Source organism: Moraxella tetraodonis, assembly GCF_022359095.1.
Taxonomy (GTDB): Bacteria; Pseudomonadota; Gammaproteobacteria; order Pseudomonadales; family Moraxellaceae; genus Faucicola; species Faucicola tetraodonis.
Genome location: NZ_JACSYB010000001.1, coordinates 1,338,432 through 1,355,106 on the forward strand (window position 1 = coordinate 1,338,432; position 16,675 = coordinate 1,355,106).

General features: G+C 46.3%; 11 protein-coding genes. 8 read left to right on the top strand and 3 right to left on the bottom strand.

The genetic code is table 11. From position 1 onward, the window contains the following. Positions 1-103: 103 nt before the first annotated feature. The 8 genes from H9W84_RS05980 to H9W84_RS06015 all read left to right on the top strand — a co-directional run bounded on the left by H9W84_RS05980 (position 104) and on the right by H9W84_RS06015 (position 14,479). Positions 104-886 (top strand): vWA domain-containing protein, encoded by a 783-nt coding sequence (locus H9W84_RS05980; RefSeq protein ID WP_050325355.1) that lies wholly within the window; start codon positions 104-106, stop codon positions 884-886. Positions 887-949: 63 nt separating this feature from the next. Continuing rightward, positions 950-3,052, top strand: a complete 2,103-nt coding sequence (locus H9W84_RS05985; RefSeq protein ID WP_239742346.1) for a PP2C family serine/threonine-protein phosphatase — start codon at positions 950-952, stop codon at positions 3,050-3,052. Positions 3,053-3,055: 3 nt separating this feature from the next. Beyond that, positions 3,056-5,572, top strand: coding sequence for a hypothetical protein (locus H9W84_RS05990; protein WP_239742348.1), 2,517 nt, complete (start codon positions 3,056-3,058; stop codon positions 5,570-5,572). A 41-nt stretch (positions 5,573-5,613) separates the two neighbouring features. Continuing rightward, a complete protein-coding gene (locus H9W84_RS05995; protein WP_239742351.1) occupies positions 5,614-6,492 on the top strand; it encodes an RDD family protein in 879 nt (292 codons plus the stop codon). A gap of 50 nt (positions 6,493-6,542) precedes the next feature. Beyond that, positions 6,543-8,792 (top strand): FtsW/RodA/SpoVE family cell cycle protein, encoded by a 2,250-nt coding sequence (locus H9W84_RS06000; protein ID WP_239742353.1) that lies wholly within the window; start codon positions 6,543-6,545, stop codon positions 8,790-8,792. Between the two features lie 74 nt (positions 8,793-8,866). Further along, complete coding sequence (locus H9W84_RS06005) at positions 8,867-11,887, top strand: penicillin-binding transpeptidase domain-containing protein (protein ID WP_239742356.1); 3,021 nt, start codon at positions 8,867-8,869, stop codon at positions 11,885-11,887. A gap of 25 nt (positions 11,888-11,912) precedes the next feature. Then, entirely contained in the window at positions 11,913-13,508 is a 1,596-nt protein-coding gene (locus tag H9W84_RS06010; RefSeq protein ID WP_239742357.1) for a hypothetical protein, read from the top strand. A gap of 62 nt (positions 13,509-13,570) precedes the next feature. Then, a complete protein-coding gene (locus tag H9W84_RS06015; RefSeq protein WP_239742359.1) occupies positions 13,571-14,479 on the top strand; it encodes a pseudouridine synthase in 909 nt (302 codons plus the stop codon). Positions 14,480-14,488: 9 nt separating this feature from the next. On the opposite strand, the gene thiE is transcribed toward H9W84_RS06015, so the two are convergent. From thiE to H9W84_RS06030, 3 genes are read right to left on the bottom strand one after another with little or no spacing between them, the layout of a single operon-like run. Then, complete coding sequence (gene thiE / locus H9W84_RS06020; protein ID WP_239742362.1) at positions 14,489-15,148, bottom strand: thiamine phosphate synthase; 660 nt, start codon at positions 15,146-15,148, stop codon at positions 14,489-14,491. Next, positions 15,138-15,599 (bottom strand): GNAT family N-acetyltransferase, encoded by a 462-nt coding sequence (locus H9W84_RS06025; RefSeq protein ID WP_239742364.1) that lies wholly within the window; start codon positions 15,597-15,599, stop codon positions 15,138-15,140. The genes thiE and H9W84_RS06025 overlap by 11 nt, the downstream gene beginning before the upstream one ends. Beyond that, complete coding sequence (locus tag H9W84_RS06030) at positions 15,599-16,531, bottom strand: lantibiotic ABC transporter permease (protein WP_239742366.1); 933 nt, start codon at positions 16,529-16,531, stop codon at positions 15,599-15,601. The genes H9W84_RS06025 and H9W84_RS06030 overlap by 1 nt, the downstream gene beginning before the upstream one ends. Positions 16,532-16,675 lie beyond the last annotated feature (144 nt).

The window sequence follows — 16,675 nt, forward strand, 5'->3', positions numbered from 1 at the left end:
TTTGACTGTTGTTAATTAAATCCCCACAAAAAACCTTGCTTTTCGTATCGGCTTTTGCTGAGATACCGATTACAATAATTTTAATAAAAATAGGATATCTTTTATGGTCGCCCACAACCCCATGCCCAATTTTCAAAACCCAGCTGAGTCTACGCCACCATCCATCTCGCAAGCACTCACCCCCCAGTTTCGAGAAATCGACTACGGCAATAACGTTGCCCAGCGTACCCTGTGCGTTTTGGTGTTGGATTTGTCAGGCTCAATGGCGATACGCTCAGGCAATGGCGACAAACGCCGTATCGATATGCTCAATGAAGGGATTGAAGCGTTTTACCATGATTTGATGAAAGATGAAACAGCCCGCAACCGTGTGCGTTTGGCCATTGTCATCGTGGGCGGGGTCAATGACACTGCAGAGCTGATGATGGATTGGACGGATGCGATTGATTTTTTCCCCATTAAATTTCGTGAAAATGGCATGACGCCGCTCGGACAAGGTATGTTACTTGCGCTCAATTTGATTGAGCAAGAGCGTATCAATCTACGCGATAACGGTATCAATTATACCCGTCCTTGGGTTATTGCCATGACGGATGGTCTGCCCACCGACAGCCAAGATGTGTGGCAGGCGGCTATCAATCAATGTCACCAAGCCGAGCAAAATAATCAATGTATTATTTATCCGATTGCCATTGATGCGGGCGTGCAAGAAGTTAAGATGCTCAAGCAACTGTCGATTTTAACCCCGCCCGTGCATCTCAACTCCGTTAAATTTGTCGAATTTTTTGTGTGGTTGTCCGCGAGTCTTAAGACCGTGTCACAATCTGCGCCTGGGGAAACCGTGCAATTAGGGAGCATCTCACCGTGGGCGACCATTCAAAGTTGATGGTAAAGACAATCACCTTCAACGCTAATACTAATAAAAAACCTAAAAAAATTGGGGATAATGATGAACCAAACCACGGATTTGTTCGCGCAAACATTGCAATCATCAGTCCAATCATCTTGGCAAGTGTATGGCGCATCCAGTATTGGTAAATCCCATATCGACAGCAGCCTGCCCAATCAAGACAGTATCTATTTGCAAAAAAACGAACACGGTATAGCGGCTGTGGTATGTGATGGGGCGGGCTCGGCAAAATTTAGCCAAGCGGGGGCAGCGTTTTTTAGTCAATCGATTGGAAAAATGCTGCTCAGTCTCGGTGTTAGTCGCAGTGTCAGCGGCATTGCGCTTGATTTAGGACAACTTAAACAGCAAATTATCGAGCAATTATCACAAATACGCCTTGACCTGCAGTCACAGCTGCCCGCTGAATCAAGCCTAAGAGACTATCACACTACCTTTACTGGGCTACTTATCCATTCAAATCATCAAGCCATATTGGTGCAAATCGGTGATAGCCCCCTTATCACTAGCCAATTTGTTGTGCGCCATCCTCACATTGATTATTTCACCAATTTGCAAGTGTACGGGGATGATAGCAAGAATGAATACGTCAATGAGACGCATTTTATCACCCAAGACAATTGGCAATCCTTCTTACGGGTTGAGCCCATTGATTTATCGCAAGTGGATTGCCTTGCACTGATGTCGGATGGCTGTGCGGACTTGGTATTTGAAGGCGCAAGTATTACGCCCAAAATTTACCGCCCTTTTTTTGGCAACTTGCTATTTAATTTAACCCAAAGTCAAAGCTCACAGCAGGGCAGCGCGATTATTGAACAGGCGCTTGGCAACCCTGCGACCTATCGATTAACCGGTGATGATAAATCCTTGGTGGTGTTATTAAAACATCAACAGCATTATCAAAACCTTGAACCGATGGTTGAGGGGCAAAATAAAACCCTAGCGAATGAAACCCTAAAGAATGACACTATAGCGACTGCACCAAACAACCCCACGGTCTGGCATAACAATGCTGTCAATCATAAAAATACCCGCGTCACTAGCACGCCTGATGACGTAGCATTTAATGACATAACCTCCAGTAACATCAATAACATAACGCCTAACCCAAATCCGCAATCTGCCAATTTTGTAACTGAAACTGAAACTCCAGCGGCCACAACGTCACAGGTTTTGCCGCCTTCACAGTCCGTCAGTGACTCAACCAGACAGCGGCGTAATACTGCTATGATGGCTGGCGCCGCGATGCTGATTGGCACCGGTATATTAGGCTGGATAAATAAAGATCGATTGCTGCCGACGCAAACTGTCAACAATGTAAATACTGCGGCATCGGTGGCGAGCACAACGCCTACCTCGGCTATAACGCGCCCACTGACCGCGCACGCACTGGGTGATTCCTATGCCATTGACTTGAGCAAAGTCGCAGCGGTTACCGATAGTAGCAATCCCATCGATGATCCCATCTTGAAGGTAATAATAGCCAGCCCGCAAGGTGGGTCTATCGGTGTCTTCGAGCAAAAATCCAAACCAACAAGCACCGCTAAAACTAAAAACGACAATAAAAACGAAAACAAAAATAGTGTGAATCAGCCCTTATTATCCGCCACTGTTACCACGGTGGTCGCTAATAAAAACCCAACGGTTGCCAGAATTGCCAGTGGCGCAGCAAGTACAGCTTTGCAAAACCAACATACCGAGACCGAGGCTACTTTGACCGACTCACAATTTAACAATCATGCTGTCAAACTTGCGGCTAAAGCAAGCTGTTTGCCAGTTACCGATACCCATGATTTGACAAGTTTAGGGGTCACCATCCAACCCACGATGCATTACTACAACTGCCAAATTAGCTTGCCTATCAAATCGATAACGAGCCAAATAGCTGGGTTAAGCAAAAAGACGGAAATCTTGGATAGTCTGACGCTCGATAACGGGTTATCAGAAATTTTAACTAGCTCTACCACCAATACCGCAGCTACCGCCTCTACGGTTTTGCCAGCTAGCACGGTCAGCGATTCTAGCGACAATCAGCAAATACAGCTATACTATTTGGGTATTACTGACACAATAAATCATATGAGTGCCGCTGCTAGCACTGAGTTAGCCGCTTTACCCACCTCATCTGCCAATCTTAAGAGATAGTTCATGCCGTATTTAATTGCAAACAATCAGCGTATCACCATTGATTTGCCTATCTCTCATGAGATCGGCTCTGGCGGTATGGGCATTGTCTACCGTCTTGGTAATCTGTTAGGCACGGGCAATTTGGTGGCAAAAATCTTTAAAAATCCCATCGACCCCAAAAACCCCAGCCTTGCCAAACTACAAGCCATGATGGCGCGCCCGCCTGAGCATATTTATGAAGTGATTAATGGGGTAGGATATACCCAGTTTGCTTGGGTGAGACATCTGATTGTCGGCGAGCATGATGAGCTCATTGGCTATGCCATGCCAGAGCTGGATTTTGATAGGTCGTTATCGCTCAATCCTTTTATGTACCCACGAGAGGCGGCAAAACTGACCGCGTATCAGCAGAGTCTCAATTATCGTGTACAGCTGTGTGCCAATATTAGCGCCCTGATGGCGGACTTACATGGTCATGGGCATGCCTTTATTGATTTTAAAGAAGCCAATATGCGCCTGATGCCAGAGCCAAGTACGGGCATGGATGATGATTATAAGGGCTTTATCGTTGGGTTTATCGACTGTGATAGCTATCGTATTACTGCCAGTGATGGCAGCATTTATCCCAGTCCTGTTATATCCCCTGAAATGACCAGTCCTGAGTATCATGAACACAAAGACATTGGTTTGTTGGATGAAAAACACGACCGTTTTGTACTGGCGATTGAGCTGTTTAAAATTTTAAACAATGGTATTCATCCTTTTTATTTTATCCCTGTCTCAGAACGATTAAAAAATGCCGCCCATCGCAACACCGACCAATTTATCAAAGAGCGGCTATATGCTTACGGCTTGCAGCCACAGCCAGAGATTGCACCGCTAAAAAACAGTATTCATGTGTGTTGGGATGACCAAACCCGTGCGATGTTTGATAAAGCGTTTTTATCGACCCATGCAACTGATCGCCCAAGCGCCGCCGAGTGGGAAAACCATCTACGCGGATTGGTTCAACACCGCCAGTTTAAAGTGTGTGAAAATTATCCCAATGATGCCAGCCACATTCATTTTGTCGGTAAACCCTGTCATCGCTGTCTGTTTTTAACCGTACCCAATAACCCGTTAACCACGCCCGTCACACCTGTACCCGCAATCAGCGCTGCAGCGACAACCAGCGTCTGGCAGACCATGCCCACCCGCGCTTCTGTAGCGTCCACTGCCGCAAATCACCCAAGTCATCAGCCAAGCGCGGCTTTGAGCGGTTTGATGGATGATGAAACATTGGCAAATAATCGTCGGCTTGAGCAATCGCTCAATACTCAGGCTAACAGTCACACGGGCACACCGAGCCAGCCCATCAATATAGTCAATGCAAATGTAGTCAATGCAGGAAATGCAGTCGATGACGCGACCCAAACACCGGCGACTCATTCAATGGCAATGCCAGATACAATGGCTGATACGATGACAGCACGCGCGCATCACACTGATACTACAGAGGCGACACCCACTTCGCCACCGCATACCACTGCCACCAGTGAGGTATTTGTCAAAAAGCCCTCTAAAGGCTGGTTGATAGCGATGATTGCCGCCTTAGTGGCAATCGGTGGCTATGGCGTATCAAGGTTAAAATCCGCCTCAACACCCACAACATCACAATCTGCCACTAGCAATCAGTCCGATAACGCCAAAGCGGCAAGTACCGATGACAATCCACAAAAAAAACCGAAAAGCCAAAATAGTTACAGCACCATCATCAAATCGCTGCCGACTGCAAAAGCCACTATGACGCAAGCGCTTAAAGCGCAAAATGGCTTTTTTTCTTCCTCGTCGCAAACTAGCGTAGCCAAGCTGTATCAAGACACGCTCGGTATTAGCCCTGAGTTTTTTGATAACGTAGTCAAGGTGGGTGAGTTTGCCGAGCCATCGCTCAAACAGCTGCAAGAGCTGGGTTACAGCCAAGATATCAATGCGACAAAGCAATACTCGCTTGAAGCTTTTCGCAACGCGGATATGGGCTATTTTAAACAGCAGCCCACGAATAAAACGCTCGCCAAACAACTCAATGAAGCGGCAAAAAGCTATTACTGGCGCAAAAAAGACCCAAAAGCCGCCGCTTATCTTCAAGCGCAAGCAGTGAAATACAATCCTAACCAAGGCGAATATGTCGCCAATTTCGCTTATTATTTATTTAAAAATAGCTATCCTTATAGCAAATCTTTTTTGCTATATGCGCTACAAACGCCGCGTGATAGCAGCAAATACCCCAATACTTATATGATTGAATTGGCAGCGGCAATGGCACTGCAAGCGGGTGATGACAAAGGCGCAGTGGGGTCGTTATTGGCACAGTTTTATACCACGGACGATCAACAAAAACGTTGCCAAAACATGTTAAATTATCCGCAAACCTATCCAGAACTGGTACCCATCGCCGAAAAAGTGTTAGCCATTATCGACCAGCAAAACAGTAGCGGCGCCAATCCTGTGCCCGCTGAGTGCTTGCCGCCATACAACTGGGTCGTCGGATCGTCAAATTAGTTTATCAAATTGGAAATATGAAAATAGGGTAGTAAACATCTATGATTATTGTCTGCCAACAATGTGGTCAAAAATTACCAAAAACCGCGGTTATGTGCCCAAATTGTGGCAGTCGTCAGTTTGCGCAACAATCTGATAATCATACTCAGCCGCAGCAAGCAAATTCGTTTGTACAGTCAAGTGGCTATAATGCCTATGACGCGCCGCAGCCAGAACATTCTACTTGGCAAAGTTATACACCAAATCCATTTGCAGGCAATTATCAACCGACAGATATGCAACCTGTTCAGGCTAGTCAACCTATGCAGCAACCTGCTCAACCAATTTATCCACAGACTAACTATGAACAGCCTGATATTGCTCAGGCGTCAAATCCACCCGCACAACCTACTGACTACGCAAATCCTTATGTCGCTCCCGCAGTACAGCCACAACAACCTAGCCAATACCCAACGTCCACTACCAATCAGCTGCCTTCAACCGCGCTGCAGACTCGTAAGCCGGCTCATACCATGCTGTATGCAGGTTTTATGCGCCGCGCATTGGCTTATCTATTTGATTTAGCGTTAGTCAGTTTATTGTTGGGATTGGCTTATCAATTATTGTTGCCGCAGATTTTACCGCAGCTTGGCATTCGTGGGTTTACCGATCAAACGCTTGCCTTGATAGCGTATGGATTTTATTTGTTTTATATGACGTTATTGACCTGTTTGGGACGACAAGCAACGGTGGGCAAGGTGATTATGGGTATGTGGGTGTTTGGTATGCAGGGACAACGGGTTAATTTTTTCCATGCGTTAATCCGCGAAACCTTAAAGCTTATCTTATTGCCATTTGGTTTTTTGATGTGGTTTACCGCCCGTAAACAAACGCTGCATGATTTAATCGCGCGTACGGTGGTGTTGTATGACCCCAATTAATTTTTAAACAGGGATAGCAATAAAAAAAGTTAATCAATTTGGAAAACCCCATGCTAAACATAGTGAGTCGTACAAAAGCCAGCAAAAAACCCAACGCCAAAGCGCAAACGTTGAGCGAAATTATAATTTTAGCGGTGGTATGGCTCCTGTTAATTGGGGCGTTTTTACTGGCAGATTACGCCCATTCGCCCAAACTGCAGCGTTATCAACTTGAACTCACCAGCTATACTGAAGGCATCGCCAAACCGCAACTGCTCAGCAAATATTGTGGCGACAACGTTATTACTAATCTGTATGACAACCGTAATGACCCCAATTATGGCATGACTCAAGCCTGTGCCCAAGCCAGTCAGCCCACACAATTAATGAGTGAGGCGAAGCAACATTTTGCCAAAACCCAACAAGCCTTAGCGGCCGCATGGCAAGTCCAAGGCAAACAGCAACGCCAAACCGAGCTGGTTGAAAATGAAACCGAAGTGAATTTGGGTGGCGATAAACTCAGCAATCGACAAGATTGGCTACACCTTAACGCTAGTGGGCAACTCGATAGTTTAAACAACCTAATGGCTGTAAAAACCGATAAATTATCCCCTGCCGACCAAGCCAATTTTGCGGTGTCATTGCTTGCAGTCGCCGATGGCAATCGACGTTTTGCCTACAATCGCTTGTTTAGCAATCAGCCTGCTATTGCCAAACTGTTAAATCAATCAGCAAATGATGTTGCCAGTATCTATGACGCCAATAACAACCAACAAAAAGCCTTGCAAGCGAACAATTTACTGCCGTTAATTGGCACGCCCATGCATTTGGGAATGCTCACGCAGGTGTGTATTTGGTCATGGGTGACGTGGGGGTTACTGTGGCTGTCTCGGCGTAAGCACTGGCTGGAAGTGTTACCGATAGCCATCACTGTGTGGGGACTGGTCATTGCAGGTGTTAGCCATACAGTGATATTGCCGATGATGGTGGGGGGTGTGATGTTTTGCGTCGGCGTGTTACTGAGTGTATTGACGATTTTTTCGCCCATGCGTCGGTTGATGGAAAAATTCCCTGATAATCGGGAAATACAGTCATCAGTATGGATTTATCCATTATTTGTGGGTTTTACCACCTTTGGCTTGATGATTTTATTTGACTTAAGCACCCGTAGTTATTTGTCACTGCGTTATATTTTTCTCAATCATTTCAAAGATTTGTTTTGGTGTTTTGTGTTTATTAGCCTGGCTCGCCCGATTAGCAGTTTGGTTAGTTGGGGGCTTAAAACCCTCGTTGCCAATAACTTACTACACAGCAGTTGGGGCAATGTCAAATCGGCGATGACTAAAGCCCGTGTGTGGCTGCTTGCCTTTGCGGTGGGTTATTTGGGCTTGGCAGTGTTGATTCACAGTGACAGTGCGAAAGTCGCTGAACTGTCAAAGATTTGGCTGATGGTGTTCTTGGGCGTGTTTTTGGCGATTAACCAACGCGGCTTGATTAATCATCTGTTTTTCCGCTCCAAAAAAATGACCCTGCTGCTTGCTTTCGCGGTGGTGTTGCCGTTTATTGCACTGGGTATTGCCAATGAAAAAGGCACCATGCTGGTATTTTTGTTTTTGTTTACCTTTTTGGTGGGCGTGGCGCTATCCAACAAAATTTTCCAAATGGGCGGACGGGGTTATATTTTGGGCGTGTTGTCGAGTACCGCGATTTTGCTTTTGCTGATGATGGTATTGGTGAATTTAAGCGGGTTTGATGCGCGTACTGCCGAGCGGGTCAATGCGTGGGTGAATCCGTTTGTGGCGAGCAACGATCAGATGGCGATTTTGCATTGGTTTCGCGATAGTGTGCCGATGATTGGCTATGGGTTTGGCGATATTCCGTGGTGTGGGTATCACTTAACAAACAGCCATTTGTCGGGCTGTCAGGGCGTGCCTCTACAGATGCAAAGTGACTATACCATCACTTCGGTGATGGCAGTGGTGGGTATCGGAGCCAGTGTGGTGCTGATGATGGTGTATTTTGCGTGGCTTGCGCTCATGGCGCGTCAGCAGATGGCGTTTGCCAGTGAGCAGATGAAATCACGGCTGTTGTCGGGCGGTTATTTTTTGCTGGCGTGGGTGATTTTGCTGTGGGTGGTGATTACAGTGTTTCAGGCACTTGTCACCATTTCGGGGAATTTAGGAATTTTACCGCTCACGGGGGTGACGTTGCCTTTTTTAAGTTATGGCACCAGTAATTTATGGCTCAATAGTATTATGCTCAGTTTGGCGCTGTTTCAGCCAAAGTTGATGTTGGACGGCAATAAACCGTATGCTCAATAACTTATCCAATCGTAGAAACATCAAACGTAGAAACGTCAAATTTTAGTAAGGCTTGCAAAAATTAAAGGTTCAAAATGACCGAAAACCAAACCCCGAAAGACGAAAACAGTCAAGAAACTATGAACAGTGGCAAGTTAGAAACTGTCAACAACACAGGTTCTGACACGCTGTCACAGGACGAAAATATTCCTGATTCAGTAGAGGTCGAACAAATCACCCCGCCTGCCAATGCCTCCGACAATACGCAAGCAAGTGAAACAAAAAATACTAACAAAAAAATCAAAAACGATGGCAAAGTTGCCAGTTTTCGGGTTTCTCAAGCGCTTTACAAAACCATTTTGACCAACTTACAAGTGATTTTGGTGGTGTTTGTTGTCGGTCTTATCGGATGGGTGGCGTGGTATCTCTCGCCCTTAACCGCTTCAAATACCACGTACAATGCAGCGGCGAATGAAAACGCCGTGTCACTTGTCGTTGATAATCTGGGTATGGCGGATGTGGTCAACCAAGCCAACAGCCAAAATACTAATAGCCAAAGTGTAAACGCTAATCTATCCAGTTCCGTCAATGCCACGCCTGCCAAAACGTGCGATTTAACTCAGCCCAAAAACCAAGCCCGTTTTACCGACAGTATCAACCGAGTCAATCAAAGTCTGCTCAGCTTGTATCAGCAAAAACGTCTAGCCAACCCATACCAACTGCAAACTGCCAGCCTTTGGCAACAAGCCTGTGAGCAACATATCAACGAAGACGCGTTAGCCTTTGCGCTAAAAACGCTTGCCAGCCCTGAGAGACTGTTGCAGCTACAATGGCGAGAACAACAGCCCAATCGCCGCAATCAAAACGACCCCAATGTCGCCCATATGCCAACCAATTGGCTCACCCAAACCAACCCTTGGTATGGGCTACCGGGCTGTGTGTACATCAAAACCGCCAAAACAGCGGACAATCAAACAGGCTATCTGTACGTCGATAGTCGTGGCAATACCATGACTGACACAGGTGACGTTGACCCATTAACCCAGCTTTGTAACAACCCTAGATTGATTCCAGTGTCGGTCAAATCCTTGGCGGTTAAGCCATTAACAGGGGCGGCGACTTTACCCAATGCCCAAGCGGCTGACCCCAACAATGCGTTTACTAAAACCAAAAACGATATTCAAAACCAAGCCAATGGCGTGCTGCAAACCCTCCAAGACAAACCCACGCAAGACCCGAAAAAACGGATTGCATCCACCAGCAAAACTGAGGTTGCTTTACCGACCAATCTAGGGTTGATGTATAGCGAATTGTCCAACATTCACGCCAGCCATTTTGACCGTCAGTTATTGGATGCTTATCAAAGCTACCAACAAAAAAATGATCAACGCAGCTGGTGGCAAAAACTCACGGCACCGCCAATCAATAGTATCAATGTCGATGGCTCAGATATCAAAATCGGCTACAACATGGCGTTAACTCTGGATCCCGCCGTACAGACTACCGCCCAGCAAGTAGCGGATTGTGTCACCAATAACCCCAATGGCGCGGACTGTAATAACGTACTATCGCCTGCGTTGCAAAACGTCGCCAATGGCATGTATGAGAACGCATTGGTACGCAGTATCGGTATCGCGGTGATTGATGTCAAAACCCAAGGCGTGCTTGCCCTTGCTAGCGCTGATTCCAACTGCTATCGTGCCGATAATGGCGATACCACGATTAAGCCCACAGGTTGCCCGATACTGTGGAAAAAAGACTGGAGCAAGCAAAACCTCATGAACCATGCGTTATACCAAACCGTGTACCCAGGTTCGACCGTTAAAACCGTACAAGCATTGGCACTGGTACGCGCCAATCCACGGTTTAAAAATATGCAAACCCCTGAAGCGCAATATCTCAAACAAGTGATAGCAAGCTCATCTACCGAAAAAGTGGCGAATTTTTTATATTGTCACCGTACCACCAGTGCGATGTCATTGCAACGTGACCGACAAGGCATTTGCCCGGGTATGCCCGCCTTTAAAAAAGCCAGTGATGACATGGGCTGGAGTGTGAATTGTGCCGATAAAGGGGGAGTGAATTGCGGATTTAAAGATTTACTGTTTGGTAAAGCCTATAATAGCGACCCGATGCTACAAAGCCGCTATTTTTCAGGTGTACTGCTAACCGATGGCAAGCAAGATTACACCACCAAACAATTGCAATTTACCGAAGGCCAAGTGGCAAGCTGTGTCAAAGCCAATGGTGGACGTATGAACGGGGCGTGTCGTCAAGGGGGCGATATGCTCAATGCCAGCATGAACCAAGTGTTTGGCGCAGGCAATGCCAAAATCTCGGTACTGGGTGTGTCGGATATGTTTGCCAATCTGCTGATTGCCGATAATGGCGCGACCCAGCGTCGCGGCGTGCATTTAATTGAGGATTTGTGGGGCGTCAATCAAATTCCACTGCGCCCTAAAGCCTGGCGAGGCGATGCCCAAAGTCAAGAGACATTGACCACAGCTACCAGCCAACTCGGCGCCACGCCACTGGGCATCAACCAATCTGACGCTCGTGGTGCGCTCAATTTATTATCAGGTACGCTGCTAGCAGGCACAGGTTTGGGCGGCGGCAATGGCACAGCTTTTGCTGCCTGTAACCAAGCGATTGGTAGCTGTGCTTGGACACAGGGCGTGATAGTGGGCAAAACAGGCACACCCGGCTTTAACTACCCAACCCGCCAAAACGGTCGCAGCTTTTATACCCCCAATGTGACCGTCAGTATGGTGGCAAATCTGTGTAACAATGCAGACATTCGCGCAGGCAAAGCTCAGCCATCGGTGGCGTGTTATGCTCGTCCGTATAAATGGTTTGTCTATGGGTTAAAGGATAAAAATGGCAAATGGGATAAAGCGGTAGCGGTATTGGTTGAACGTAACTGGACTAAAAATGGCTTGGTCGATGACCCTCGCGATGGCATCAACCGAGCAGTACAGGCAGGCATGGTGTTAGCCAAACAGATGTATCAAAGCTCAGCGATTAGCCATCCTGCTAGCGCCAACCCACGGGCTGATTCAGCGGCTAGTCCAGTAACTGATGCTACGCAAGTTGTTAAAAAAACACAACATCAATAAAAAATTTCACCATTAAGAGTAAATTATGGCTTACATCACCACCAATCACCGTTTTATCATTGACGACAAACACCCAAGCGATGTGTTTGATGAAATGGAAAATTTCTTTAGCCTATACACCACCGCCATTGATGACTTACAACGTGTGAGCGTTCAACTCTCCGTGCCGACGAGTTTTGATATCACTGCCAATAAGAAAATGGCAGAAAGCTACCGACACTTTACCCAATCGCTCAAATACACCATGCCTGATATTCATATATTGCCGATTAAAACCCATGCCGCCCAAACAGCGGATGACGACGACACAGCCAGCGAAGCAGATAATTCGGTCATTTTGCTGATTCAACGGCTTGACGGCTATGCACTAGATGACGAAGACGAGAACCCCGGTCTGTATCCCAGTCTATATAGAAGTGTGTTAGGTCGATTGATACCACGATTTGCCGAAGAAAAATCTGCTACAGGACACTACCCTGAGCGCGCCCCAATCACCTTGCCTGAGCCTATCGCGCAACCAGCGCCTTTAGCCCCGATACCTGTATCGCCGCAGTACCCAACCCAGCCTGTTTCGCCACCACCACAGCCTGCTCAAGCTTATCAAATGCCTGTGCAATCAACAACACCGCCTTCAACCCCCAACCCAGTGCCTACGGTTGCGCCGATGCAGCCGCCGCTGGTCAATACCGAGTCTATGTCATCTGTATCTTCTAAGCCACAACCTACGAGGGTACAACCGCCAACAGCTGCGCCCAAGCCGATGGTCACTTTGTTACCAAACATCCAAAAATCCGCCAAGCCGTACCAAGATTTATTGACCGATGCGATTATGGCAGCGGCGAAACAATGGGTAGATAAATCCCAAGTCATTACTCAAATCACCTTAAAATCCAATGATGGGCTGACAACCGCGATGGTGGAGCAGTTATTTAGCAGTTTTAATCATGCCCACGAATCTACCCATACCCAGCATGATGCCATTGACTTGGTATCCTACGGCTATGAGGTGTTAAAACCCAAGCTTGCCACAATTGGGGTAACTTTGTCCGACGAAGCGCAATTTGGGTTAAAAGCCAAAGTGCAAGCCACGCCAACTGATATCGCACGTTTGCAAAAAGGTGAGGTGTTTAGCAATGAGATTAAACTGGGTGTTAAATTCATGACTCAGGCTCAGAATCAGAATCAGGCACAGCCAAACTCAAATCATCATATCCCAGCAAGCCCGCCGGCTTTTAGTGCTGCTAGTACTGCGCCACGCCAAGCGCAAAGCAAACTGCCGCAGTTGAACCAAAATCTACAGCAGATTGTTTTGACCATAAAATCTGTGGATGGGCTAGGGGAGCGCCAACAAAAAGTACGCGAATTTCCGATTATTTTTGCCAGTCGGGAAGCGCAAATCGCGCATGCCTTACGTCTCTTTGCCGCCAATGACCTAAAGCTTGCCAGCGGCGTGTATTTTGCGATTGTCGAATCTCAAGGACAGCTGCTGATTGATGAGATTGATCCCAATATCAGCATTACCCGAAACGGTCAACCCATCAACCGACATGATGTTTTGCTGCCCAATGATGTGCTAAGCATTAATCATGCGATAACTGTGCAGTTGTTGTTAGCCCATTAAATTAAATGGGCGTAAAGTAAAACGACATTGATAAAGTGGTTTTTAAAAATGATAGAGTTAACATGATACAGCGCGGCATGAAACCCAGTAAGTTATATTTACCCCATGATAAGTCGTTTATGGGTGGGCGGCTTATCGATTATTTGGCAGCGCATTTTTCTCATATTAGTTTGGCAAACTGGCAAAGACGATTTGACAGCGGTTTAATTAGCCTTGAGCGTGGTGAGCCGCTCAAACAAGATTCACCCTATTTGGCAGGGCAAACCATCTTGTACTATAGGCAGGTTGAAAATGAGCCTATCATTCCATTTGAGCCCAATATTCTTCATTTGGATGAACATTTGCTGGTGGTCGATAAACCGCATTTTTTACCTGTTACACCGTCAGGTCACTATGTCAGCCAAACCCTGCTCACCAAATTAAGAAATCATCCAGATTTACAGCAGCTAGCCGTGAATGATATTTCACCCTTGCATCGGTTGGACAAAGACACAGCAGGCGTGATGTTACTATCGGTTAATCCAAGTAGTCGCGCTTGCTATCATGCGCTGTTTGCCGATAGACACATCCACAAAACTTACCACGCCATAGCACCGACTCGCAGCGATTTATGTTATCCCTTTCACATTCATTCCAGACTTGAGCGTGGCGAGCCGTTTTTTTTGACCAAGATGACCCAAGGTGAGCCGAATGCGCATACCACAATTGAATTGATTGAAAATAACGGGGCGTTTAGCTTATACCGATTAACCCCTGTGACAGGCAAAAAACACCAGTTGCGGGTACATATGGCAAGCTTAGGTATGCCGCTGTTACATGACAATTTTTATCCCACTGTCAAACCCAAAGGTACAACCGATTTTGCAAAACCGTTAAAATTGCTAGCAAAATCCATTGCGTTTATTGACCCCATCACCCAGCAAGCAAGGCGTTTTGATAGTCAGCTAAGGCTGATAAAAAATTCTAAATGATTGATATATTTAAGTTTTTATCACTTCTTTAAGCTGCTGACTGGCGAGTTTGACATCTTTTTGCCCCAAAATTGCAGAAACGACTGCCACGCCGTCAATCACACCACCAGTGGAAATTTCGGCAGCTTGCAGCGCTTGTTGTAAGGCGGGCAGGGTGGCGTGATTGATACCACCAATGGCGACAATCGGCAGCGTTACCGCTTGTCGTATTTGCATTAAGCTCGCTATGGTAACTGTTTGGGCATCTTGCTTGGTGGATGTAGCAAACATCGCGCCAACGCCCAAATAATCCGCGCCGTCTGCTTGCGCTTGGATGGCTTGCTGGGCGGTGCGCGCGGAAACCCCAATGATTTTATCTTTGCCTAAAATTTGCCGAACCACGCCACACGCCAAATCACTTTGACCGATATGCACCCCATCTGCCTCAACTGCTAGGGCAATATCGACACGGTCATTAATCAGTAATGGCACGTTATAGCGGTGGCAAATCGCTTTGATACGCAGCGCGCGCTCATAAAACTCTTTGCTAGCAATCGCTTTTTCTCGAAGCTGCACCAATGTCACGCCGCCCAATATCGCTTGTTCAACAGCTTGCTCAAGCGTTTGCTGTTGCAGGCAATTGCGATCTGTGACCAAATATAGCCGATAATCAGCACGGTTATGCATCATGTTTGACTTCCCATATCATATTGACATGCTCAATGCCGTCTTCAAGGTAACAGTCGCCTTGTATACAAAAGCCGAGCGCTTGATAAAAGTGTATCAGATAAGTTTGAGCGGCGATAAAAATCGGCTGGCTAGGGTAGTATTGCTGGCAAATTTCAATGGCTTTTTGCATCAAATCACGCCCATAATGGTGACCGCGAAAATCGCCAACCGTTAACACGCGACCAATCGCGACATAACCCAAATAATGATAATCAGGTGGGATAATCCGCGCATAACACGCCAGATTATCATCAATAAAACCCTGTAGATGCCAACACACCAAATCTGTGTCATCAATTTCTGGATAGGCGCAATGTTGCTCTACAACAAACACATCACAGCGCGCCTTAAAAATGCCATATAAGGCTTGTGATGATAACTGTGGCAACGAATTGAGTTGAAACGTTAGCATTATTTTAGGCTAGCTTGGCTGTCGATAGTATGCCATTTGACCATCTTTTTACCCAATAACGGCAAGCAAAACGAAGGCAATTGGTACGCGCCAATCAGCGGTAAAAACATCGCACCCATAAACGGCGTGGTGATGGTATACGCCAACAACACATTGCGACCACCGCAAGCCAGCGCAGAGATAATGGCGTTTTCATAGCCAAAGCGGCGGTATAAAAAATAGGCAGAAAAGTAAAATACTAACGACAAGACAGTGCCCAAACCAAATAAGCTTAACGCCTGCATGGGATTGGTATCAAAGGTATGTCTAAAGCCCGACATCAATCCAAGCGGAAACATCATCAGTAGAATAATGTTAAATTTAGCAATTCTTGGATAATAAGTATTGAGCGTATCACGGGGAATATATTGCCTTGCCGCGACCGCCAAAATCATGGGAGCGATAATGTAAATTAACAACCGCTTAATATACAGGACAAAGTCTAAATGGGCATCCTTGCTGCCAAGTAACCACAATATCACCAGTAAGCTAACAGGCATGACCAACGTGGCTGTGATAGTTTTTGCCATGGCTAGCAGTGCATCAAAACCAACTGCATTCACAATCGCGCCCGTACCAAATAGCGGTGCGGTGGCTGACAGACCCGCGATAGCCAACAACAAATCACCACGGACACCCAGTAAATAAGCAATTAAGGTAATCGCCAAGCTCATCAGCGCACTTTGGAAGATGGCAAATCCCCAAACATATTGGGTCGTCATACGCCTAATCAGCTGGGTTTGGTCAATGCCCAACAAGGTAAAAAACATCAAGAAAAATAAAATCTGCGGCAAAAGCCCAAGGATAAAATGCGACACGTCAGGAAATATAAATCCAAGCACACCAAATAACGGCATAAAAATCGTACTATGACGGGCAATAAATCCAATCATGATAAATCCTTGGCGAATTTAATGATAAACAAACGATAAATAATTGAGTGAGCATACTACTCATTATTGATTGATAAATGCAAATGGTTTTGCGGCTAATTGTCATTTCATCATTAAATTAATCACTGTGCCATATATCTCGTT

Excerpts from the sequence above, each read along its gene's own strand:
- H9W84_RS05980 (WP_050325355.1), top strand. The coding sequence starts at position 104 with ATGGTCGCCCACAACCCCATGCCCAATTTTCAAAACCCAGCTGAGTCT.
- H9W84_RS05985 (WP_239742346.1), top strand. The coding sequence starts at position 950 with ATGAACCAAACCACGGATTTGTTCGCGCAAACATTGCAATCATCAGTC.
- H9W84_RS05990 (WP_239742348.1), top strand. The coding sequence starts at position 3,056 with ATGCCGTATTTAATTGCAAACAATCAGCGTATCACCATTGATTTGCCT.
- H9W84_RS05995 (WP_239742351.1), top strand. The coding sequence starts at position 5,614 with ATGATTATTGTCTGCCAACAATGTGGTCAAAAATTACCAAAAACCGCG.
- H9W84_RS06000 (WP_239742353.1), top strand. The coding sequence starts at position 6,543 with ATGCTAAACATAGTGAGTCGTACAAAAGCCAGCAAAAAACCCAACGCC.
- H9W84_RS06005 (WP_239742356.1), top strand. The coding sequence starts at position 8,867 with ATGACCGAAAACCAAACCCCGAAAGACGAAAACAGTCAAGAAACTATG.
- H9W84_RS06010 (WP_239742357.1), top strand. The coding sequence starts at position 11,913 with ATGGCTTACATCACCACCAATCACCGTTTTATCATTGACGACAAACAC.
- H9W84_RS06015 (WP_239742359.1), top strand. The coding sequence starts at position 13,571 with ATGATACAGCGCGGCATGAAACCCAGTAAGTTATATTTACCCCATGAT.
- thiE (WP_239742362.1), bottom strand. The coding sequence starts at position 15,148 with ATGATGCATAACCGTGCTGATTATCGGCTATATTTGGTCACAGATCGC.
- H9W84_RS06025 (WP_239742364.1), bottom strand. The coding sequence starts at position 15,599 with ATGCTAACGTTTCAACTCAATTCGTTGCCACAGTTATCATCACAAGCC.
- H9W84_RS06030 (WP_239742366.1), bottom strand. The coding sequence starts at position 16,531 with ATGATTGGATTTATTGCCCGTCATAGTACGATTTTTATGCCGTTATTT.